This is a genomic window from Candidatus Eisenbacteria bacterium (assembly GCA_016867495.1).
Taxonomy (GTDB): Bacteria; Eisenbacteria; RBG-16-71-46; order CAIMUX01; family VGJL01; genus VGJL01.
In genome coordinates this window covers 1-21,159 of sequence record VGJL01000032.1, presented here as the reverse complement: position 1 = coordinate 21,159, position 21,159 = coordinate 1, and the positions used below count along the sequence as shown (strand labels likewise).

At 65.6% G+C, this 21,159-nt stretch carries 18 protein-coding genes and 4 tRNA genes; all 22 read left to right on the top strand.

The genetic code is table 11. From position 1 onward, the window contains the following. Positions 1 to 480 precede the first annotated feature (480 nt). Positions 481 to 1,161 (top strand): uracil-DNA glycosylase, encoded by a 681-nt coding sequence (locus FJY88_05525; GenBank protein ID MBM3286792.1) that lies wholly within the window; start codon positions 481 to 483, stop codon positions 1,159 to 1,161. 51 nt (positions 1,162 to 1,212) lie between these two features. Further along, the gene (gene dnaB / locus FJY88_05520; protein ID MBM3286791.1) at positions 1,213 to 2,550 is read left to right on the top strand and encodes a replicative DNA helicase; all 1,338 of its coding nucleotides are present in this window, start codon (positions 1,213 to 1,215) and stop codon (positions 2,548 to 2,550) included. A 9-nt stretch (positions 2,551 to 2,559) separates the two neighbouring features. Further along, positions 2,560 to 3,993 carry a DNA repair protein RadA gene (gene radA / locus FJY88_05515; GenBank protein MBM3286790.1) on the top strand — a complete coding sequence of 478 codons (1,434 nt, stop codon included), beginning with the start codon at positions 2,560 to 2,562 and terminating at the stop codon, positions 3,991 to 3,993. Further along, the gene (gene ispD, locus FJY88_05510) at positions 3,990 to 4,736 is read left to right on the top strand and encodes a 2-C-methyl-D-erythritol 4-phosphate cytidylyltransferase (GenBank protein MBM3286789.1); all 747 of its coding nucleotides are present in this window, start codon (positions 3,990 to 3,992) and stop codon (positions 4,734 to 4,736) included. Before radA ends, ispD begins: the two co-directional genes overlap by 4 nt. 17 nt (positions 4,737 to 4,753) lie before the next feature. After that, on the top strand, positions 4,754 to 5,248 hold the full coding sequence (ispF, locus tag FJY88_05505) for a 2-C-methyl-D-erythritol 2,4-cyclodiphosphate synthase (protein MBM3286788.1): 495 nt from the start codon (positions 4,754 to 4,756) through the stop codon (positions 5,246 to 5,248). 36 nt (positions 5,249 to 5,284) lie between these two features. Beyond that, positions 5,285 to 6,403, top strand: coding sequence for a hypothetical protein (locus FJY88_05500; GenBank protein MBM3286787.1), 1,119 nt, complete (start codon positions 5,285 to 5,287; stop codon positions 6,401 to 6,403). Next, a complete protein-coding gene (locus FJY88_05495) occupies positions 6,378 to 6,821 on the top strand; it encodes a hypothetical protein (protein ID MBM3286786.1) in 444 nt (147 codons plus the stop codon). The genes FJY88_05500 and FJY88_05495 overlap by 26 nt, the downstream gene beginning before the upstream one ends. Positions 6,822 to 6,999: 178 nt before the next feature. Next, entirely contained in the window at positions 7,000 to 8,430 is a 1,431-nt protein-coding gene (locus FJY88_05490) for a cysteine--tRNA ligase (protein ID MBM3286785.1), read from the top strand. A gap of 291 nt (positions 8,431 to 8,721) precedes the next feature. Further along, positions 8,722 to 8,796 (top strand) — tRNA-Thr (locus FJY88_05485). Between the two features lie 110 nt (positions 8,797 to 8,906). After that, positions 8,907 to 8,990 (top strand) — tRNA-Tyr (locus FJY88_05480). Positions 8,991 to 9,041: 51 nt separating this feature from the next. After that, positions 9,042 to 9,116: transfer RNA gene (locus FJY88_05475), tRNA-Gly, on the top strand. A gap of 12 nt (positions 9,117 to 9,128) precedes the next feature. After that, positions 9,129 to 9,201 (top strand) — tRNA-Thr (locus FJY88_05470). 114 nt (positions 9,202 to 9,315) lie between these two features. Beyond that, positions 9,316 to 10,506, top strand: coding sequence for an elongation factor Tu (gene tuf / locus FJY88_05465; protein MBM3286784.1), 1,191 nt, complete (start codon positions 9,316 to 9,318; stop codon positions 10,504 to 10,506). Between the two features lie 76 nt (positions 10,507 to 10,582). Further along, entirely contained in the window at positions 10,583 to 10,732 is a 150-nt protein-coding gene (gene rpmG, locus FJY88_05460; GenBank protein MBM3286783.1) for a 50S ribosomal protein L33, read from the top strand. A 140-nt stretch (positions 10,733 to 10,872) separates the two neighbouring features. After that, positions 10,873 to 11,061 (top strand): preprotein translocase subunit SecE, encoded by a 189-nt coding sequence (secE, locus tag FJY88_05455; GenBank protein ID MBM3286782.1) that lies wholly within the window; start codon positions 10,873 to 10,875, stop codon positions 11,059 to 11,061. A gap of 53 nt (positions 11,062 to 11,114) precedes the next feature. Then, positions 11,115 to 11,654, top strand: coding sequence for a transcription termination/antitermination factor NusG (nusG, locus tag FJY88_05450; protein MBM3286781.1), 540 nt, complete (start codon positions 11,115 to 11,117; stop codon positions 11,652 to 11,654). Between the two features lie 51 nt (positions 11,655 to 11,705). Continuing rightward, a complete protein-coding gene (gene rplK, locus FJY88_05445; protein ID MBM3286780.1) occupies positions 11,706 to 12,134 on the top strand; it encodes a 50S ribosomal protein L11 in 429 nt (142 codons plus the stop codon). A 38-nt stretch (positions 12,135 to 12,172) separates the two neighbouring features. After that, positions 12,173 to 12,880: a 50S ribosomal protein L1 gene (locus FJY88_05440; protein ID MBM3286779.1), complete on the top strand. Its 708-nt coding sequence runs from the start codon at positions 12,173 to 12,175 to the stop codon at positions 12,878 to 12,880. A gap of 8 nt (positions 12,881 to 12,888) precedes the next feature. Beyond that, positions 12,889 to 13,407, top strand: coding sequence for a 50S ribosomal protein L10 (locus FJY88_05435; GenBank protein ID MBM3286778.1), 519 nt, complete (start codon positions 12,889 to 12,891; stop codon positions 13,405 to 13,407). A 67-nt stretch (positions 13,408 to 13,474) separates the two neighbouring features. Next, positions 13,475 to 13,849, top strand: coding sequence for a 50S ribosomal protein L7/L12 (locus FJY88_05430; protein ID MBM3286777.1), 375 nt, complete (start codon positions 13,475 to 13,477; stop codon positions 13,847 to 13,849). Between the two features lie 42 nt (positions 13,850 to 13,891). Further along, positions 13,892 to 17,734 (top strand): DNA-directed RNA polymerase subunit beta, encoded by a 3,843-nt coding sequence (gene rpoB / locus FJY88_05425; protein MBM3286776.1) that lies wholly within the window; start codon positions 13,892 to 13,894, stop codon positions 17,732 to 17,734. Positions 17,735 to 17,813: 79 nt separating this feature from the next. Continuing rightward, positions 17,814 to 21,159: DNA-directed RNA polymerase subunit beta' (rpoC, locus tag FJY88_05420; protein ID MBM3286775.1), on the top strand; the 3,346-nt coding region annotated here is incomplete at its 3' end.

The following is a 21,159-nucleotide window of genomic DNA, read 5'->3' as shown; positions in this document are numbered from 1 at the left end:
CTCCGGCCGGGGAGCGAGTTCGGCGGAGAGACCATCGAGGTCGTCTTCCTCCATCCGGACGGGAGGGAGGAGGCGCGTCGACCGGCAGAGAAGCGGGAAGTGGCGCGCGAGATTCTCATGCGTGTGGCGGAGTTGAGGTCCCGCGGCGAAGGGCCGTCCGCGCGCAGAGGGGATCGGCGGGCAGGCTCCGGCCCCTCCGGCAGCGGCGCGGCGGGCAAGAAGGGCAAGTAGCGATCGATGGCGACATCAGGGGCAGAAGAGCGGATCCTCGCGCTGATCCGGATGCAGATGGAGCAGGAGCGCAGAGGCGGGATCCACTACTGGTGCGATCCCGCTCTGGGAAGCGCGCTCCGAGACGCTCTGGAGAGGAGCGCGGCCGGCGCGCCCGCCTCGACACGCCGGCCGGCCGCGGGCCCCGGCTCGGGAGAGCATCCCGCGCAGGGCCCCGCGCACGGCTACGCGCGCCCGCCCGCCCGCCTCATGCCTCAATCCCCGCGACAGGCTCCGGCGCAATCTTCCGCGGGGAGATCCGGCGCGGCGCGGCAGGAAAGCGCCGCGCGCCCCAAGTGGGGGCCGCCCCCGGCCGCGACCGGACGCGAGCCGCAGTGGAAAGAGGCTCTCGATGCGCTCGCGGAGCATGCGCGGGAGTGCACGAGCTGCCCCCTGCACGAGGGGCGCAACGCGGTCGTCTTCGGCATGGGGGAGGCCAGCGTCCCCTTGGTCTTTGTTGGAGAGGCCCCGGGCGCCGAAGAGGACCGGCAGGGCCTTCCCTTCGTCGGAAGGGCCGGCGAGCTGCTGACCCGCATCATCGACGCGATCGGCCTGAAGCGGGACCAGGTCTACATCTGCAATGTCCTGAAGTGCCGACCCCCAGGGAACCGCGACCCGCATCCCGATGAGGTGGTGACCTGCTCCCCGTTCCTGATGCGGCAGCTCGAGCTTCTCCGCCCGAAGGTGATCTGCACGCTGGGGCGGCACTCGACGCTGCTCCTCACGGGGCAGAGCCAGCCGATGAAGGCGGTCCGAGGGCAGATCTTCCCGTGGAGGGGCGCCAAGGTGATTCCCACCTATCACCCCGCGGCCTTGCTCCGCAACCCGGGCCTCAAGCCGATGGTCTGGGAGGATGTCCAGAAGGTCCGCGCGAGCCTCGACGCGGAGTAGGAGTCTGAATTGGCGCAAGAGACGCAGCAGGAGTTCGCCCAGGGCGTCAGGATCCCCCCGCAGAATCTGGAGGCGGAGCAGGCCGTCCTAGGAGCGATGCTGCTCGAGAAGGAGGCCGTCGGACGCGCGGTCGAGATCCTGGGTCCCGATTGCTTCTACAGGGACGCCCACCGGAAGGTCTTCGACGCGATGACATCCCTCTACGAGAGGGGGATCGCGATCGACCTGATCGGCCTGGCCGAGGAGCTCCGCGGACGCGGGCATCTGGAGGCCGTGGGAGGGACCGCCGCGCTCTCGTCGCTGCAGGACTCGGTCGCCACCGCCGCTCACATCGAGCACCACTGCAATCTCGTCCTCGAGAAGTACGTCATGCGCGAGCTGATCCACACGGGGACGGAGATCGTTCGCAAGGCCTATGAAGGAGCCGGCAGCTCGGGGGAGCTGATAGATCAAGCCGAGCAGCTCATCTTCGCCGTCAGCGATCCGCGCATGAAGAAGGGATTCATCGCCATCCGCGCGCTCCTGCCCCGCGTGATCACCGTCCTCGAGCAGGCCTTCGAGACGAAGAGGGCGATCACGGGCGTGCCGAGCGGCTACTCGGATCTCGATCGCCTCACCGCCGGGTTCCAGCCGTCCGATCTGATCATCGTGGCGGGCCGGCCCTCGATGGGGAAGACGAGCTTCTGCCTGAATGTCGCCGAGCACGCGGCCTCGGAGCTCAAGATCCCGGTCGGCGTCTTCTCGCTCGAAATGTCGCGCGATCAGCTCGTCCAGCGTCTGCTCGCCTCCTGCAGCGAGATCCCCGCGCACAGGTTCCGGACCGGATTCATCAACGAGGACGAGTGGGGGAACCTGATCCAGGCGGCGGGGATTCTGACGCAGGCGCCGATCTTCATCGACGACACGCCGGCCTCCTCGATCATGGAGATCCGCGCGAAGGCGCGGCGTCTGAAGAGCGAGCAGAACATCGGCCTCCTGATCGTCGACTACCTGCAACTCGTGCGCGGCTTCGCCAAGGTGGAGAACCGCCAGCAGGAGATCAGCTCGATCTCGCGGTCCCTGAAGGCGCTCGCGAAGGAGCTGGGAATCCCGGTCATGGCCCTCTCGCAGCTCTCCCGCGCAGTCGAGGGGCGCGACGACAAGCGTCCGGTTCTCGCCGACCTCCGCGAATCGGGGGCGATCGAGCAGGACGCCGACCTGGTGATCTTCCTCTTCCGCGAGGAGGTCTATGCCAAGGAGGCGCGGCGAGAGGAGCTCCGCGGCCGCGCGGAGGTCATCATCGGCAAGCACCGCAACGGGCCGATCGACACCGTCCTGCTCTACTTCGACTCCGAGCTGACGCGATTCCGTCCGATCGACACGCGGACGGACGAGTACTTCGCGGGATAGGCCGGGATCGTGGCGGGCCGCACGGAGAGCGCGCGGGGGGCGGGAAAGCCCAAACCCTCGCGGAAGGTCTTTCTCTGCGGCGCATGCGGCGATTCCCACTCCCAGTGGTACGGCCGCTGCCCTTCCTGCGGCGAGTGGAACTCCCTCACGGCCTACACGCCTCCGACAACGGATGAGACGCGCCGTGGCGGTCCGCTGGCGGGCGGGATCGGCGGCGCCGTCGGGGCGAAGCGCCTCTCCGAAATCCCCCTGGGGGCCGCGCCGCGCATGGCGACGGGGATCGGCGAGCTGGATCGCGTCCTGGGCGGAGGGATCGTTCCCGGTTCCGTCGTTCTCCTGGGGGGGGACCCGGGCATCGGCAAGTCCACGCTCCTCCTTCAGGCCGCGGGCGCGCTTGTCGCGCGCGGCGTCCGCACCCTCTATGCGTCGGGCGAGGAATCGGAGGGACAGGTCCGCCTGCGGGCGGAGAGGCTGGAGGGGGTGCCGGGCGAACTCGTTCTGTGCGCGGAGGCGGATCTCTCGCGGATCGCGGAGGTCGTGGAGTCCGCGGCCCCCGCGGTCCTGGTGATCGACTCGATCCAGTCGGCCTATCTTCCATCCGTCCCCTCGGCGCCGGGGTCGCTCCTGCAGGTCCGGGAATCGGCCCTCTCCCTGATGCAGCTCGCGAAGCGGCGCGACATGGCGGTCTGTCTCGTCGGGCATGTCACGAAGGAGGGAACCCTCGCGGGGCCGAGGACGCTCGAACACATGGTCGACACCGTCCTCTATATGGAAGGGGAGCGCTACCAGCACTACCGGATCTTGAGGAGCGTCAAGAACCGCTTCGGGGGAGTGCACGAGATCGGCGTCTTCGACATGAGGGACGACGGCCTGCGCGAGGTTCCGAACCCGAGCCAGGTCTTCCTGAGCGAGAGGACGGCGGGGGCGGTCGGCTCAGTCGTTGTCGCGAGCCTCGAGGGGAGCAGGTCCCTCTTGATGGAGGTACAGTCTCTCGTTCACGAGTGCCAGTGGGCGGCGCCGCAGAGGGTCGCGATCGGCTATGACGCCAAGCGCCTGGCGGTCCTCCTCGCGGTCCTCGCCAAGCGGGGAGGCGTGGAGACGGGCCGACACGATGTCTTCGTGAATGTCGCAGGGGGGCTTCGCGTGGAGGAGCCGGGCGTCGATCTCGGCGTGCTCCTCGCGATCGCCTCGAGCGTGCGGGACCTCCCCACGTGGCCCGACATGGTCGTGGTCGGGGAAGTCGGGCTCGGGGGCGAGGTCCGGCGGGTGGCCCATCCGGAGCGCCGGATCGGCGAGGCTGCGCGCCTGGGCTACAAACAGGTCTTGCTGCCGGAAGCGAATCGTGCGGATCTGGCGCGCGTGGATGGGATAACCTTGCGCGGCGTCAGGACTGTGGCGGAGGCCCTGGGCGCGGGGCTCCAGAGGGAAGGGAGGTCCCGGTGACCGCGATGGACACGCATGGAGTGAAGGGGCATGCCATCTTGCTCGCGGCGGGTTTGGGCCGCCGGCTGGGAGCGGGGGCGCAGAAGGGGTTCGTCCCGATCCACGGCCGTCCTCTCCTCTGCTGGTCGCTCGAGACCTTCGCGCGGCATCCTTCGATCGGCGAGGTGATCGTGGTGCTGGCCCCGGGGGAGGCGGCGCGCGACCGCTGCCGGACGGACGTGCTCGCACCCATGGGTCTCGCGGAGAGGGTCAAGCTCATCGAGGGAGGCGTGCGGCGCCAGGACTCATCCCATCACGGGATCGAAGCCCTGCCCGATTCCCTCCGCGAGGATCCCTCCACGGTCGTTCTGATCCACGACGCGGCCCGTCCCCTCGTGTCGCAGTTTCTGATCTCGCGGTGCCTGCGCGCGATGGCCGATTACCCGGACGCCGCGGGCGCGCTCCCCGCCCTCCCCGCGCGCGAGACGCTGAAGCGGGTCGAGGAGTCGTGGATCTCGGCGACGGTCAGCCGCGAGGGAATCTGGGGCGCTCAGACGCCGCAGGTCTTTCGCCTGGGCCCGCTCAGGGAATCGCACGCTCGGGCCGCGCGGGAAGGGCGGGCCGTGACCGACGACGCGATGCTCCTCGAGGCCGCCGGCCATCGGATCCGGATCGTGCCCGGCGATCTCGAGAACCTCAAGGTGACGTTTCCCGAGGACAAGCTCTTCGTCGAGCGTCTGCTGCGCGCTCGCGAGATGAGGTGATGGGCGCGGACGAGCGCATGCGGGTCGGTCTCGGCTACGACCTGCACCGTCTCGAGGCGGGGCGTCCCCTCATGCTGGGCACAGCGCGGATCCCGCATGATCGGGGCCTCGCGGGCCACTCCGACGGCGATGTTCTCTGTCACGCGATCGCCGACGCTCTCCTCGGCGCCTCCGGCCTGGGGGAGATCGGCCGCCTCTTTCCGGACACCGCCCCCGAGTGGGCGGGCGTGTCGGGGGCCGCGATCCTTTCTCGCGTCTCCTCTCTTCTCGCGGACTCCGGAGCCGTCATCGAGAACATCGATGCGGTCGTCATCGCCGAGCGGCCCAGACTGGCTCCTCACCGCGATGCGATGGTCTCGGGGATCGCCCGCGCCCTCGGCATCGATGAAGGCGGAGTCTCGGTCAAGATCAAGTCGAACGAGGGAGTCGACGCGATCGGCGGGGGCGAGGCGATCGCCGCTCAGGCGGTCTCGCTCGTCAGGTTGAGGTCCGCGGACCGACGCGCGCCCTAGAGCGGTTGGATCGTATCTGAGGCGCTCGCCCGGCTCGTGCGGGGGCCCCGACAGATTCCCGCAGCCCCGCGCGGCGAACGCTCGCTCGGCGCGGTCCTCTTGTTCCGCGCCTTCATCGGGCTCACGCTCTGGGAGCGGCCCCGCGGGCGGCGGACGATCGTCTGGGCCGTTCTCTTCATCGTCGGGATCGGCGCGCCCGGTTTCTCAGGAGGGGAAGGGGGAAGCTGGTGGGCCCTCCTGGCCATCCCCTGGCTGTGGTCCTTCCGCTGGCGCTCCTCGCTCTCCGCCGGTTGGCTCGCCATCGCCTCCGTGAGCGCGCTCGTCCACATCCCGCTGCAGACGGTGGCTATCTCATGGACTCCCCTGCAGGAAACGCTCCTGATGCCGAAGCTCATGCGGTTCTCGCTGATCTGCGGCGCCATGACGGCCTTCTATGCCTTTCTGGCCGCGCCCGCCGCCGGGGCGCGCATCCATCTCTCGATCCGCCGGATCGGAAGGCGGCTGATCGTGTCCCACCTGCTGGCCGGGATCGTCCCCTTCGTCTTCGCGATCCTCTTCGTGCTCCTCGCCGGAGCGCTCTTTCTCTCGACCTATCGCGGGTCGATCGGCTCCCAGTACCTGGTCAACGTTTCGGGAGAAGCGCGCAGGCACATCATCGAGGAGCTCCACCTGCCGCCCGGAGGCATGCGCATGCCGTTCTGGGATGCGGCGGCCCGCCAGACGCTGATCGCGCGCTCGGGCGACGGCCCCGTCGAGATCCACGGGGCTCCGGTGCCGTTCGCGCCCGACTCGCTCCTCTTGGCGGATGCGGCCTCGAGGGATGTCCCTCTCTTGTGGGATGAGGAGACCCTCTTCGTCCGCGCCCGCCTCGACACGACCCGGGATGGCTCCAGGCTCGCGATCGAGGCCTTGGCCCCCGTCGATTCGCTCCGCATCGACTGGATCAGCCGCGTTGCGGGGGTCGCGATCCGCGTGAACCCGGCAGTCGAGGTGGGGCACGCCGGCGGCGGCGTCCAGTTGGGCGGAGTGGGGAGCGACGGGTTCAGCCGGAGCATCGGTCCCGCCTCGAGGAACGGGAGGGGCTCCCCGGAGGCTCGGTCCTTTCCTGCCTGTTTCGAGAGGATGGGGAGTGGAAAGTCTATCAGCTCCTGGTGAGCTCCTCGGCGACTTTCGCGGAGCCGATCCTCCACGGAAGCGCTGCGAGGGGGGAATCTGGGCCACAGGATCCCGCTGCAGGGAAGGGACGAGCTCTGGAGCGTGGCCGGCTCCTTCAACGAAATGGCCGAGGGGCTCGAGAGGAGCCGCGATAAGGAACGCGAGACGCAGCGGCTGGAGGAGGAGCTGCGTCGTTCTCGAGGATAGCAAGGTCGGGATCACTGTGGCGGATGTCTCGGGCAAGGGGGCGCCCGCGGCCCTTCTCATGTCGACCTTTCGGGCGTCGCTGAGAAGCCAGGATCTCGCCGCCCTGGGTCCGGCGGAAGTCCTGGGCAGAGTCAATCGGTTCATCCACTCGAGCGTCGACCCCGGCAAGTTCATCACGGCCTTTCTCGGTCTTCTCGCGCGGCGCCGCTGACGACCCTGTTCGCCGCTCGGCGTCGCGCCGCCGCGCGCCTCTCGACCGCCCCCGGCGGCTTGCGCAGGACCAATCCGAAGCGGTAGCGTGGAGTCTCTTCACGAACTCACTCCGGCCTCGGGAGCGCCGAAGCCAGGAGGGGCGTCTCTCTTCGATGGCGCCGGGAGGGTAAGCGCGCATGGCTCTCAAGGTCTATGACAACCTCACGCGGGAGAAGCGGGAGTTCCGGCCGGCGCAGCCTGGCCGGGTAGGGATGTACGTCTGCGGCATGACGGTGCAGGACAAACCTCACGTCGGCCACATGCGCGCCTCCATCGCGGGGGATCTGATCCGCCGCCACCTGCTTCGATCCGGCTACCGCGTGACCTACGTCAACAACTTCACCGACGTGGACGACAAGATCATCGACCGCGCTAGGGACGAGGGGACCGACTACCGCGACATCGCCCGCCGCAACATGGACTGCTACCTCGACTTCGTGGGCAAGCTGGGGATCCTGCCGGCCGATCACTACCCGCGGGCGACGGAGCACATCCCCGAGATCCTGGGGCTGATCGGCGCCCTCGTCCAGAAGGGGCACGCCTATCCGGCCGGAAGCGACGTCTACTTCCGCGTCGAGAGCTTCCCCGACTACGGCAAGCTGAGCGGCCGCAAGATCGACGAGCTGAGATCGGGAGCGCGCATCGAGATCGGCGAACAGAAGGACAATCCCCTCGACTTCACGCTCTGGAAAGGCGCCAAGGAGGGAGAGCCCTCCTGGCCGAGCCCCTGGGGCGCGGGACGGCCCGGCTGGCACATCGAGTGCTCCGCGATGTCGATGAAGTACCTCGGAAACACCTTCGACTTCCACGGGGGTGGGCTGGACCTCATCTTCCCGCATCACGAGAACGAGATCGCGCAGTCCGAGTGCGCCACCGGCTTGGCGTTCGCGAACTACTGGGTCCAGAATGGCCTCGTGCTCCTCGGCGGGGAGAAGATGTCGAAGTCGACGAAGCACTTCTTCCTGATCGAGGATGTCTGCTCGAAAGTCGATCCGCGGGTCGTGAGGTTCTATCTGCAGTCGACGCACTTCCGCAGCCCGATCGAGTTCAGCGAGGAGCGCCTCGCGGAGGCGGAGCAGGCCCTCGGCCGCCTGACCGGGGCGCTCGACGCCGCGGCCGAGGCGCTGGGTCCGCTCCCGCCGGATGCGGTCGACCAACCGACCGCGCCCGAGGATGCCGGATCGGACGAGGCCCGCGAGGCGATCCGGCTCTACACGGAGGCGATGGACGATGACTTCAACAGCGCCAAGGCGATGGGGCATCTCTTCGACCTGGCGAGAGCCGTCAATCGGTGGTGCGCGGCCGGTCAGGGCAACGCCGAGCGTGAGGCGATCGAGGGGGGGCGCAGGGTCCTTGTCGATCTCTCCCGGGCCATGGGCGTCGACCTTCTCTCCAGGCCGGACCGATGCGAGGCGCCTCCTGAGGTCCTCGATCTGGTGCGCCTGAGGGGGGAGGCGAGGGCGCGGAAGGACTGGGCGGAGGCCGATCGGCTCCGCAAGGAGATTCTCCAGGCAGGGTATATAGTGGAGGACAGAGAAGGCCGAACGACCGTTCGTTACAATGGGTAACATTCGCGGGCGGCAATCGCCGGCGCCTGAGCGACAATATACCGACATATGTTCGCATCTCGTTCGGCATAATCGAGCCGTCCTCCCGGATACTATTTTGTTGACAGCGGTTAGGCGGCCGGTAGGATTAACATCTTTGACGGCATGGCGCGCGCTTCCCGCGCGCTGAGCGGTCTTCCTTGAAGTGAACCAGCCGCCGTGCGTCCCGCGCGGGATCGAATCCCTTGGGTTCGTGCCGTTAGGGTCGTATGCCCTTTTCCGGGTATCGGTGACGGATAGGGTCCCACGATCGCTGGCGTAGCTCAGGGGTAGAGCAGCTGATTTGTAATCAGCAGGTCGGGGGTTCAAATCCCTTCGCCAGCTCCATGGTCGTCCTGAGTCCATCTGTCGCCGGCGGCTTGGGTCTCCGCCTCGCAGAGATGCTTAGGAAGGTCTTCGTTCTGTTTCTTCAAGGAATCGCGGGAGGTGCAGAGAACGGGGAGGTTCCCGAGTGGCCAAAGGGAACAGACTGTAAATCTGTCGGCGTAACGCCTTCGAAGGTTCGAATCCTTCCCTCCCCAATCTCATGGCATCGGTCCCAGGCGGAGAGCCGGTTGTGGGGAACTTGCGGTGCGGGAGTAGCTCAGTGGTAGAGCGTCAGCCTTCCAAGCTGAGGGTCGCGGGTTCGAATCCCGTTTCCCGCTCCAGATACGCTGTAGGCCCACGTAGCTCAGTCGGTAGAGCATTTGCATGGTAAGCAAAAGGTCACCAGTTCGATTCTGGTCGTGGGCTCAGTTGGAAACGCCTGTCGGTCTGCAGGGCGGCCGCCCCCCAAGGTCGGCCCATCCTGCTGCCAATGTCTTGACCTAGGAACCGAGGGACACCCAAGGAGGAGATGCTCGGACTATGAGCAAGCAGAAGTTTGAGAGGACGAAGCCGCACGTAAACGTGGGGACGATCGGTCACGTGGATCATGGGAAGACGACATTGACGGCGGCGATGACGATGGTGTTGGCGCAGAGGGGTTTGGCGTCTGTGCGGACGTTTGACTCGATCGACAATGCGCCAGAGGAGAAGGCGCGGGGGATCACGATCGCGACGGCGCACGTGGAGTACGAGACGGACAAGCGTCATTACGCGCACGTGGACTGTCCCGGGCACGCGGACTATGTGAAGAACATGGTGACGGGCGCGGCGCAGATGGACGGGGCGGTGGTGGTGGTGTCGGCGGCGGACGGGCCGATGCCGCAGACGCGGGAGCACATCTTGTTGGCGCGGCAGGTGGGGGTTCCGTACATCATCGTCTTTTTGAACAAGGTGGACATGGTGGACGATCCGGAGATCGTGGAGTACGTGGAGTGGGAGATTCGGGATCTATTGAAGCAGTACGAGTTTCCCGGTGACGAGATCCCGATTGTTCGGGGCAGCGCGTTGAAGGCGATGAACGATCCGACGAATCCGGAGACGATCAAGTGCATCATGGAGTTGTTGGATGCGATTGACAGTTACATACCGACGCCGAAGCGGGACATCGACAAGCCGTTTTTGATGCCTATTGAGGACGTGTTTTCGATCACGGGTCGTGGGACGGTGGGGACGGGTCGGGTGGAGCGTGGTCGAGTGCGGACTGGGGAGAAGTTGGAGCGAGTGGGTTTGCGGGAGACGCGCGAGTGCGTGGTGACGGGCGTGGAGATGTTTCGCAAGGTGCTCGACTACGCGGAGGCTGGGGACAACATCGGGTTGTTGTTGCGGGGAGTGGAGAAGGACGATTTGGAGCGTGGGATGGTGATGTGCGCGCCTGGCAGCGTGACGCCGCACAAGAAGTTTCACGGTCAGGTTTACATCTTGTCGAAGGAGGAGGGGGGGCGGCACACGCCGTTCTTCAAGGGGTATCGTCCGCAGTTTTACTTCCGGACGACGGACGTGACGGGCGTGGTGCAGATCTTGGACGAGCGGGAGATGGTCATGCCCGGGGACAATGTGAAGTTGGAAGTGGAGTTGATCACGCCGATCGCGATGGAGAAGGAGTTGCGGTTTGCGATTCGCGAGGGCGGCAAGACGGTCGGCGCGGGCGTCGTGACCGAGATCCTCGAGTAGACGAGAGCGGATGCGGAAGGCGAGCGTCCCGGATACATGCAGACCGGTCTAGAGCCGGGAGAGCAAGGAGAGCGCGATGCGCGAACAGATCACCCTGGCCTGCTCCGAGTGCAAGCAGCGCAACTACAATCTCACGAAGAACAAGAAACTCCACCCGGACAGGGTCGAGTACAGCAAGTTCTGCCCCTTCTGCAGGAAGCACACGCCCCACAAGGAGACGCGATAGCAGGGGCCGGACCGGAGGCGTAGGGAGGTTGGGTAGGGCGGGGATGCGGCTTCCGCTCCGGAGGCCGTCCAGACGATCGGGTGGAGTCTCTCAGTCTCTCGCGGTTCGCGGGGGAGCGGCCAAGCGTCGGAGGAGCCTGAATGTCGGCTGTCGATAGGTTCAACAAGTTCCTGGGCGAGGTGAAGGTGGAGGCCACCAAGGTCACCTGGCCAAGCCGCGACGAGCTTCGCGAGTCGACCATCGTCGTCATCGTCGCCGTGTTCCTGATCTCGCTGTTCATCTATGCGGTTGACATCGTGATCAGCAAGGGCGTGCAGGCGGTCCTCTAGATGATCCGACCTGCGAGGGATATGCACGCCGCCCGGCGGACCGAGAGGCACTGATGGCCAAGAAGTGGTATGCGATCCACACCTACTCGGGTCACGAGAACAAGGTGCGCACGAATCTCGAGAAGGCGATCCAGTACGCCCTGCAGCAGGAGAGCTTCGGCGAGATCCTGGTGGCCACAGAGAATTTCGCCGTGATGAAGAACGGCAAGAAGACGATCACCAAGCGCAAGACGTTTCCGGGCTATGTCCTCATCGAGATGGAGATGAGCGAGGAGACGAAGCATCTGGTCGAGAATATCCCCGGGGTGACCCGCTTCGTGGGCGACGCGGGCAACGAGAAGAACCCGATGCCGCTCTCCGAGCTGGAGATCGCGAGGATCCGCGGGCACGCGACGCCCGAGCGGGAGAGGGTTCACGCCGAGGTTCCTTTCAAGGTGGGCGAGAGCGTCAAAGTCGTCGACGGCCCCTTCTGCGACTTCGTGGGGACCGTGGACGAGATCAACTCGGACCGCGGCAAGGTCCGCGTCATGGTGAGCATTTTCGGTCGCGCGACGCCTGTCGAGCTCGATTTCATGCAGGTGCAGTCGATCTAGCGCGTCCGGCGAGGGCCCGGCTTCGAGTCGCGGGCCCGGTTGGAGGAGAGAATGGCGAAGAAGGCGGTTGCGGCAATGGTAAAGCTCCAGATCCCTGCCGGCGCGGCGAATCCGGCGCCTCCGGTCGGGCCGGCCCTGGGACAGCACCAGGTCAACATCATGGAGTTCTGCAAGCAGTTCAACGCCGCGACCCAGACGCAGACCGGGATGATCATCCCGGTCGTCATCACGATCTACAAGGACCGCTCGTTCACGTTCATCCTCAAGACGCCCCCGGCCGCCGTCCTGCTCAAGAAGGCCGCCGGAATCGCCTCGGGCTCGGGGGAACCGAACAAGACGAAGGTCGGCACGGTCACGATGCAACAAGTCCGCGAAATCGCGCAGTTGAAGATGCCGGACTTGAACGCGAACGATCTCGACGCCGCAATGTCGATGGTCTCCGGTACGGCACGGAGCATGGGGATCGTTGTAGAGGACTAAAGCCGGAGGGGAGGCGGCGCCCCGCGAAGGGAGGATGAATGGCTCGATCCGGAGGAAAACGACTGAGGAAGATCCGGGAGGAGGCGGCGAAGCTCAAGAGCGTGGAGCTCTCGGGCGCCGTCGCCTTCGTGAAGGATCACGCGCGGGCGAAGTTCGACGAGACCATCGAGGTCGCGGCGCGGCTGGGAGTCGATCCCAAGTACGCCGACCAGATGGTCCGCGGAACCGTCGTCCTGCCCCACGGGACAGGCAAGACCGTACGCGTCCTCGTCCTGGCGAAGGGGGAGAAGCTGAAGGAGGCGGAGGCCTCGGGCGCGGACTTCGTGGGTTCGGACGACATGGTCGCGAAGATCCGCGAAGGGTGGCTCGACTATGACCAGGTGATCACCACTCCGGACATGATGGGAGAGGTGGGAAAGCTGGGAAAGATCCTCGGGCCCAGGGGTCTCATGCCGAACGCGAAGGCCGGGACGGTGACCTTCGACATCGCCAAGGCGGTGCGGGAGGCCAAGGCGGGCAAGATCGAGTTCCGTGTCGACAAGGCTGGGAACCTCCACGCGGTGGTGGGAAAAGCCTCGTTCGGCTCCGAGAAGCTCGAGGAGAACATCCGGGCCTTCTTGGCCGAGGTCGTCCGTCTCAAGCCCCCTGCCGCCAAGGGCCAGTACCTCAAGAGTCTCACCATTTCATCGACGATGGGCGTCGGGATCCGGGTAGATCCCTCCGAAGCCGTCGGCGCGACCAAGTAGGAGGGGCGATGAAACGGCATGAGAAGGCCGCAAAGGTCGAGCAGGTCACGGATAAGATCACGCTGTCCAAGGCGGTCTACCTCGCGGATTTCACGGGCCTGACGGTCGAGAAGGTCAGCCTCTTGCGAAGGCAGATGCGCAAGGCCGGCATCCACGTGGAGGTCGTGAAGAACACGCTGCTCCGCCTCGCGGTCGCCAAGAGCGGCTACGAGACGCTGCTGCCGCATCTTCACGGGCCGACAGCGGTGTTGTTGCCGATGCAGGAAGAGATCGCTCCCGCCAAGATCCTCGAGGCGTTCATCAAGGAGCACAAGCTGCCGAGCGTTCGGATCGCCTGCATCAGCGGCAAGATCTACGGCGAGGACGACATCAAGCAACTGGCGAAGCTGCCCCCGCGGGACGTCCTGCTGGGCCAGCTGCTCCGCGTGCTCCAAGGGCCCCTGACCCAGTTCGTGGGCGTGCTCAACGCGCCGCTGCGCGATCTGGTCGGCGTTCTGGATCAGGTTTCAAAGAAGAAGGGGGCCTGAAGCCCCGGTCAGCCGGTTTTCGGCGCTAGGTCCGTTACTAGGGAGGTTCAATCCGATGCCTGAGACAATCAGCAAAGAGCAGGTTCTGGACTGGGTCCGGAACGCGACGATGGTCGACATCGCCAACTTGGTGAAGGAGATCGAGACCGAATTCGGCGTCACCGCCGCCGCACCCGTCATGGCGATGGGTATGGCCATGCCGGGCGCTCCCGCCGCCGAGGTGGAGGAGAAGACCGAGTTCGACGTCATCCTGACCGAAGTCGGCGCGCAGAAGCTGCAGGTGATCAAGGTCGTCCGCGAGGTCACCGGTCTGGGTCTCAAGGAAGCCAAGGAGCTTGTTGACGGCGCTCCGAAGCCCCTGAAGGACAAGGTCTCCAAGGAAGAGGCCGCCACGATCAAGACGAAGCTTTCCGAAGCAGGAGCCACAGTCGAGATCAAATAGGTCCGCGTCCGAGCGGGCCAGGGGGTAGATTCTCCTATGGAGATGGTCGGGCGACCGACGCGCAGTTTCAGCAAGATCAGCGATCGCTGGAATGTCCCGATCCCGAATCTTCTGGACGTCCAGATCAACTCGTTCCAGAAATTCCTCCAGGTCGGAATCCCGATGCTGGAGCGAAAGAACGAGGGGCTCCAGGAGGTGTTCAACGCTGTCTTCCCGATCACCGACACGAGGGGCATGTACTCGCTCGAGTACGTCGGCTACTCGATCGGCGATCCGAAGTACAGCATGGACGAATGCCAGGAGCGGGATCTCACCTTCTCGGTTCCCCTGAAGGTGACGCTTCGCCTTCGCGTCCGGGAGGAGATCGACGGAGTCAAGAGGGACAAGTCGATCCAGGAGACGGAGGTCTATCTCGGCGAGCTTCCGATGATCACCGAGAAGGGGACCTTCATCATCAACGGCGCCGAGCGGGTGATCGTCAGCCAGCTGCACCGATCCCCGGGCGTCTTCTTCGACAGCACGGTCCACCCGAACGGCAAGCGTCTCTACACCGCGAGGATCATCCCTTACCGCGGCTCGTGGGTGGAGTTCTCGATCGACGTGAAGGACGTCATGTACGTCCACATCGATCGCAAGCGCAAGGTTCCGGCGACGGTGCTGTTGAAGGCCCTCTCGATCGTCTCCGACCAGGACATCCTGGACTTCTTCTACTCGAAAGAGGAGGCGCAGATCCCGAGTCCCCAGTCGAAGAAGCTCCAGGCGCTGGTCGGTCGGATCGCCGCCGAGGACATCGTCGACACGGAGACCGGCGAGGTCCTCCTCGAGTGCAACGAGGAGGTCACGGAAGAGAAGCTCAAGAACCTCGCCAAGGCGGGGATCGAGGCCATCCGTCTCTATGTGATTCCGCTGCAGGAAGACGCGGACATCCTCCGCAACACGCTGAAGCGGGACAACTGCAAGACGGAAGAGGAAGCCCTCTCGAAGATCTACGCCCTCCTGCGGCCGGGAGAGCCGTCTCGCATGGAGAGCGCGCGGGAGATCCTGAGCCGCCTCTTCTTCAATCCAAAGCGCTACGACCTCGGCAAGGTCGGACGCTACAAGCTGAACCAGAAGCTGAACTACGTCCAGCTCCTGGGCGGCAAGGAGCCGATGAAGCGCTGGGGGCTCTCGGTGCCCGATATCGACTGCCCGACCCTCTGCAAGGAGGACTTCATCGCGATACTGCGCTACCTGCTGACCCTCAGGATAAGCGAGGAGGAAGGCGGGGGCGCTGAGACCGACGATATCGATCATCTCGGGAACCGCCGCGTCCGGTCTGTGGGCGAGCTCCTCTGCAACCAGTTCAACACGGGGCTGGCCAGGATGGCGCGGATCATCCGCGAGAGGATGTCGCTGCAAGAGCCGGAGTCGGTGACCGCCTACGATTTCATCAACGCGCGCACGATCTCGGCCGTGATCCAGAGCTTCTTCGGGTCCTCGCAGCTATCCCAGTTCATGGACCAGACCAATCCGCTGGCGGAGCTCACGCACAAGCGGCGCTTGAGCGCGCTTGGGCCCGGAGGGCTCACGCGCGACAGGGCCGGCTTCGAGGTCCGCGACGTGCACTACACCCACTACGGCCGCATGTGCCCCATCGAGACCCCGGAAGGCCCGAACATCGGGCTGATCTCCTCGCTGGCGACCTATGCCAGGGTGAACGAGCTTGGCTTCCTCGAGACCCCCTACCGCAAGGTGAAGGACGGGATCGTCCAGAAGGACAGGATCGAGTTCCTCTCGGCGGACCTGGAGGACCAGTACATCATCGCCCAGGCGAACGCGGCGACCGACAAGCGCGGGAACTTCCAGAGCGAGTCGATCGCCTGCCGTTACAAGGGCGAGTTCCCGCCGGTCACGGCCGAGCAGGTCCACTACATGGACATCTCGCCGATGCAGCTCGTCAGCCCGGCCGCCGCTCTTGTCCCCTTCCTCGAGCACGACGACGCGAACCGGGCCCTCATGGGCTCGAACATGCAGCGACAGGCGGTGCCCCTGCTCGTCACGGAAGCACCGCTGGTCGGCACGGGGCTCGAGAGAAAGGTGGCGCATGACTCGGGCGCGATGGTCCTCGCGAAGAGGCCGGGTGTCGTCGAGTCGGTGACCGGGGACACTATTGTGATTCGCCCGGACGGGGCGGAAAACCTCGTTCACGACTTCACGGAGTACTCGGGCTTCGACGTCTATCCTCTCTCCAAGTTCCGCCGCTCGAATCAGGACACCTGCATCAACCAGAGGCCGATCGTTCGCGAGGGGCAGCGAGTCGAGATCGGGCATGTCCTCGCCGACGGCCCCGCCACGGCGAAGGGGACGCTCGCCCTGGGCAGCAACGTGCTGGTCGCCTTCATGCCGTGGTGCGGGTACAACTTCGAGGACGCGATCGTGGTGAGCGAGGGATTGATCAAGCGCGACCTCTTCACCTCCGTTCACATCGAGCAGTTCGAGCTCACCGTCCGCGACACGAAGCGCGGCATGGAAGAGATCACGAGAGAGATCCCGAACGTCGGCGACGAGGCCGTGCGTTACCTCGACGAGGAAGGGATCATCCGCATCGGCGCGCCGGTGAAGTCGGGCGACATCCTGGTCGGGAAGGTGACCCCCAAGGGGGAGACCGACCTCACGCCCGAGGAGCGGCTGCTGCGCGCGATCTTCGGCGACAAGGCGGGCGACGTGCGCGATGCGTCCCTCAAGGCGCCTCCGGGGATGGAGGGCGTCGTCATCGATATCAAGGTCTTCTCGAGGAAGGAGAAGGACGACTCGACCAAGCGCATCGAGAGGCAGAAGCAGGATCGTCTGAAGCGGCTCGCCCGCAAGGAGAAGAACCGGCTGATCGAGACGCGAAACGACGAGCTGAAGCGAATTCTGGAAGGCGAGATCCTCGAGCGCTTCGAGTCTGCCTCGACGGGAAGGCTGATCTTCCGAGCGGGCCGGAAGGGGAGTTTCACGTCTCTGGAGGACGTCGACTTCGACGACCTGCCGTGGCGTTCCCCCGTCGCGCGCGACCCGGATGCGAACGAACGGTTCTGGCAGCAGATGGAAGCGGCGCGCATCGCGCTGCAGAAGGTGGACCGCCAGCTCGAGAAGGACATCGACAAGGTTCTCAGGGGCGACGAGCTTCCGCCGGGCGTCGTGAAGCTGGTCAAGGTCTTCATCGCGAAGAAGAGACGCCTCTCGGTGGGCGACAAGATGGCGGGGCGCCACGGCAACAAGGGCGTCGTCGCGAAGATCGTCCCCGAGGAGGACATGCCCTACCTTCCCGACGGCACGCCCGTCGACATGGTCCTCAATCCCCTCGGGGTTCCGTCGCGCATGAATATCGGGCAGGTCCTCGAGACGCACCTCGGCTGGGCCGCGCATCATCTCGGCTTCATGGCGGAAACCCCGGTCTTCGCGGGGGCCACGGTCGATGAGATCAAGGCCTGCCTGCGGGAGGCGGGGTTGCCCGAGGACGGCAAGACGACGCTCTACGACGGCCGCAACGGCGAGCCGTTCGATCACCGGGTGACCGTCGGGTGCATCTACATGATGAAGCTCTCGCATCTCGTGGACGACAAGATCCACGCCCGGTCGATCGGCCCCTACTCGCTCGTCACGCAGCAGCCGCTGGGCGGGAAGGCCCAGTTCGGCGGCCAGCGTTTCGGCGAGATGGAGGTCTGGGCGCTGGAAGCCTACGGCGCCGCCTACACCCTTCAGGAGCTGCTGACGGTCAAGAGCGACGATGTCCAGGGACGGTCCCGGATCTACGAGGCGATCGTCAAGGGGGAGAACCCCCCCGAGCCTGGCGTCCCCGAGTCGTTCAACGTCTTGGTCAAGGAACTCAAGAGCCTCTGTCTCGACGTGGTTTGCGAGTAGGGAGGTCAATCGAACCGTGTTTGAAACAGGCGATAAGGGAATCCCCGAGACCCCGGAGTTCAGCCTCAGGCTCCCCCCGATGGGCGGACCCGAGCTGCCGCCCTTCGCCGCGAGCCGCGGGGAGAGGGAGACGCGGCGCCGGTTCACATTCAGCTCGATCAGGATCAAGCTGGCCTCGCCCGAGACGATCCTCGAGTGGTCCCACGGCGAGGTGACGAAGCCGGAGACGATCAACTACCGATCGTTCAAGCCGGAGAAGGACGGTCTCTTCTGCGAGCGGATCTTCGGCCCCGTGAAGGACTGGCAGTGTTCCTGCGGCCGCTACAAGATGATCCGCTACCGCGGCGTCATCTGCGACAAGTGCGGCGTCGAGGTCACCCAGGCGAATGTCCGTCGCGACCGGATGGGGCATGTCAAGCTCGCCGTGCCGGTCTCGCACATCTGGTACTTCAAGGGCGTCCCGAGCAGGATCGGGCATCTTCTCGACATGACGGTCCGCAATCTCGAGCGGATCCTCTACTACGAGTCTTATGTCGTCATCAACCCGGGCAACAGCCCCTACCGCAAGCACGAGCTGCTGACGGAGGAGCAGTACCAGGAGCTGAAGGCCGACTCGAACATCAAGTTCGAGGCCGACATGGGCGCCGGCGCGATCCGCAAGCTCCTCGAGCAGCTCGACCTGGGCGAGCTGTCGGCCGAGCTGCGGACGCAGGTGAGAATCGAGACGAGCGTCCAGCGGCGCAAGGACATCCTGAAGCGCTTGAAGATCGTCGAGGCCTTCCGCCAGAGCAAGAACCAGCCCGAGTGGATGATCCTGACGGTTCTGCCGGTTCTGCCGCCCGACCTCCGCCCGCTCGTGCCGCTCGAGGGAGGCCGCTTCGCCACCTCGGACCTGAACGACCTCTACAGGCGCGTCATCAACCGCAACAATCGGTTGAAGAAGCTGATGGAGATCCGCGCCCCCGAGGTGATCCTCCGCAACGAGAAGCGGATGTTGCAGGAGGCTGTCGACGCGCTCTTCGACAACGGGCGCAGGACCAGGGCGGTCCGCGGCCAGGGGAATCGGCCGCTGAAGTCGCTCTCGGACATGTTGAAGGGGAAGCAGGGCCGCTTCCGCCAGAACCTGCTCGGCAAGCGGGTCGACTACTCGGGGCGGTCGGTCATCGTGGTGGGGCCGGAGCTGAAGCTCCACCAGTGCGGCCTTCCGCAGAACATGGCCCTCGAGCTCTTCAAGCCCTTCATCATCCGCAAGCTGGAAGAGACCGGCCAGACGGTCAAGAGCGCCAAGAAGCTGGTCGAGCGCGAGAAGCCTGAGGTCTGGGAGATCCTCGGGGAGATCATCAGGGATCACCCCGTGCTCCTCAACCGGGCGCCGACGCTCCACCGCCTCGGGATCCAGGCCTTCGAGCCGGTGCTCGTCGAGGGCAAGGCGATCAGGATCCACCCCCTGGTCTGCACGGCCTTCAACGCCGACTTCGACGGCGACCAGATGGCGGTCCATGTGCCGCTCTCCTTCATCGCGCAGATCGAGACGCGCAAGCTGATGCTCTCGACCAACAACATCCTGCTGCCCGCGAGCGGGCGGCCCGTCGCGACCCCGAGCCAGGACATCGTCCTCGGCTGCAACTACCTGACCAAGTCGCGGCCGCCCGGAGAACGCCTGCAGGTCTTCTCGTCCGTCGACGAGGTCCGCTTGGCCCACGAGCACGGGCAGATCGAGCTGCACCAGATGATCCGGGTCAGGCTCCGCGGGGAGCTCACCGATACGACGACCGGGAGGATCTTCTTCAACGAGGTCGTCCCCTCCGAGCTCGGGTTCATGAACAAGACCTTCGACAAGAAGGCCCTCGAGGAGCTCGTGGGAATCTGCTTCGCCCGGTTCGGGAACGAGCGGACGGCCGTCTTCCTGGACAGGCTGAAGGATCTCGGTTTCACATACGCGACGAAGGCCGGCATCACGGTGGGCATCGACGACCTGATCGTCCCCGGGGCGAAGCCCGTGATCATCTCCCGGGCGAACAAGGAGGTCGACGAGATCAACCGGCAGCACCGGGATCTCGCGATCACCGAGAACGAGCGCTACAACAAGGTGATCGGAACATGGACGCGCGTCCGCAACGAGATCGAGGAAGTCACCATCGAGGGGCTGCGCAGCGTCGATGACGGATTCAATCCGATATTCATGATGGCGGACTCCGGATCCCGCGGGAGCAAGGAGCAGATCCGCCAGCTCGCCGGCATGCGGGGACTGATGGCGAAGCCTCAAAAGAGGGTGACCGGCGGCGCGGGGGCCACGATCGAGCAGCCGATCCTCTCGAACTTCAAGGAAGGGCTGACCGTTCTCGAGTACTTCATCTCGACGCATGGCGCGCGCAAGGGTCTGGCGGACACGGCTCTCAAGACCGCCGACGCGGGATACCTGACCCGGCGCCTGGTCGATGTCGCTCAGGACGCGATCATCAGCGAGGAGGATTGCGGGACGATCCTCGGCCTCGAGAAGGGCGCTCTGAAGGACGGAGAGGAGGTCGTCGAGCCGCTCGTCGACCGCGTCCTGGGCCGTTTCACCGCCGAGGATGTCTGGGACCGGCGCGCGAGCCAGGTTCTGATTCCGGAAGGGACGATGATCGCCGAGCGCGAGGCCGAACTCATCGATGTCGCGGGAGTCGATCGCGTGAAGATCCGGTCGGTGCTGACCTGCGAGTCGCGGAGGGGAGTCTGCGCGAAGTGCTACGGGCGCGACCTCTCCACGGGGAACTCCGTCGACATCGGCGAGGCGGTGGGCGTGATTGCCGCCCAGAGCATCGGCGAGCCCGGAACCCAGCTCACGCTGCGGACCTTCCACATCGGCGGCACCGCCAGCGTCATCGTCGAGCAATCGACCGTGACGGCCGACAGCGACGGGATTCTCGAGTATCCGGCCCTGACGGTCGTCCACCGCGAGGACGGCCGGTATGTCAACGTGGGCCATCGCGGCGAGTTGCTGCTGAGGTCGCGCTCCCACTCCACCCGCGTGGCCGAGCAGGACGGGACCGTCAAGATCCCGGCGAGCCTCGAGACGAAGGAGGTCGAGGACCCCGAGACGCACGAGGTCGTTCTCCAGGTCGTCGACATCACCGACAGGACGGGCTTCGCGCGTCTCTCGATCGTCGACCGCCAGGGAGCGGAGCTGGAGTCGCGGGAGCTGGAGCGCGGCTACCTCCTGCTCGTCAGGGACGGCGACAAGGTGACGCCCGGAAAGCCGCTCTACCGCTATCGATCGGTGCTCGATCGATATACGCCGCGCTATGGCACGATCATCTACCACGTCTCCGGCTCGGAGGTGAAGACGGGCCAGGTCCTCTTCGAGTGGGACACTTACAATGTCCCGATCGTGACGACGGAGGAGGGGATCGTCCACCTCGTCGACATCAAGGAGAAGGTCACCC

Bases quoted from the DNA above. Each gene is read 5' to 3' on its own strand.
- FJY88_05525 (MBM3286792.1), top strand. From the start codon at position 481: ATGCCTCAATCCCCGCGACAGGCTCCGGCGCAATCTTCCGCGGGGAGA.
- ispF (MBM3286788.1), top strand. From the start codon at position 4,754: ATGCGGGTCGGTCTCGGCTACGACCTGCACCGTCTCGAGGCGGGGCGT.
- FJY88_05490 (MBM3286785.1), top strand. From the start codon at position 7,000: ATGGCTCTCAAGGTCTATGACAACCTCACGCGGGAGAAGCGGGAGTTC.
- tuf (MBM3286784.1), top strand. From the start codon at position 9,316: ATGAGCAAGCAGAAGTTTGAGAGGACGAAGCCGCACGTAAACGTGGGG.
- rpmG (MBM3286783.1), top strand. From the start codon at position 10,583: ATGCGCGAACAGATCACCCTGGCCTGCTCCGAGTGCAAGCAGCGCAAC.
- secE (MBM3286782.1), top strand. From the start codon at position 10,873: ATGTCGGCTGTCGATAGGTTCAACAAGTTCCTGGGCGAGGTGAAGGTG.
- nusG (MBM3286781.1), top strand. From the start codon at position 11,115: ATGGCCAAGAAGTGGTATGCGATCCACACCTACTCGGGTCACGAGAAC.
- rplK (MBM3286780.1), top strand. From the start codon at position 11,706: ATGGCGAAGAAGGCGGTTGCGGCAATGGTAAAGCTCCAGATCCCTGCC.
- FJY88_05440 (MBM3286779.1), top strand. From the start codon at position 12,173: ATGGCTCGATCCGGAGGAAAACGACTGAGGAAGATCCGGGAGGAGGCG.
- FJY88_05435 (MBM3286778.1), top strand. From the start codon at position 12,889: ATGAAACGGCATGAGAAGGCCGCAAAGGTCGAGCAGGTCACGGATAAG.
- rpoB (MBM3286776.1), top strand. From the start codon at position 13,892: ATGGTCGGGCGACCGACGCGCAGTTTCAGCAAGATCAGCGATCGCTGG.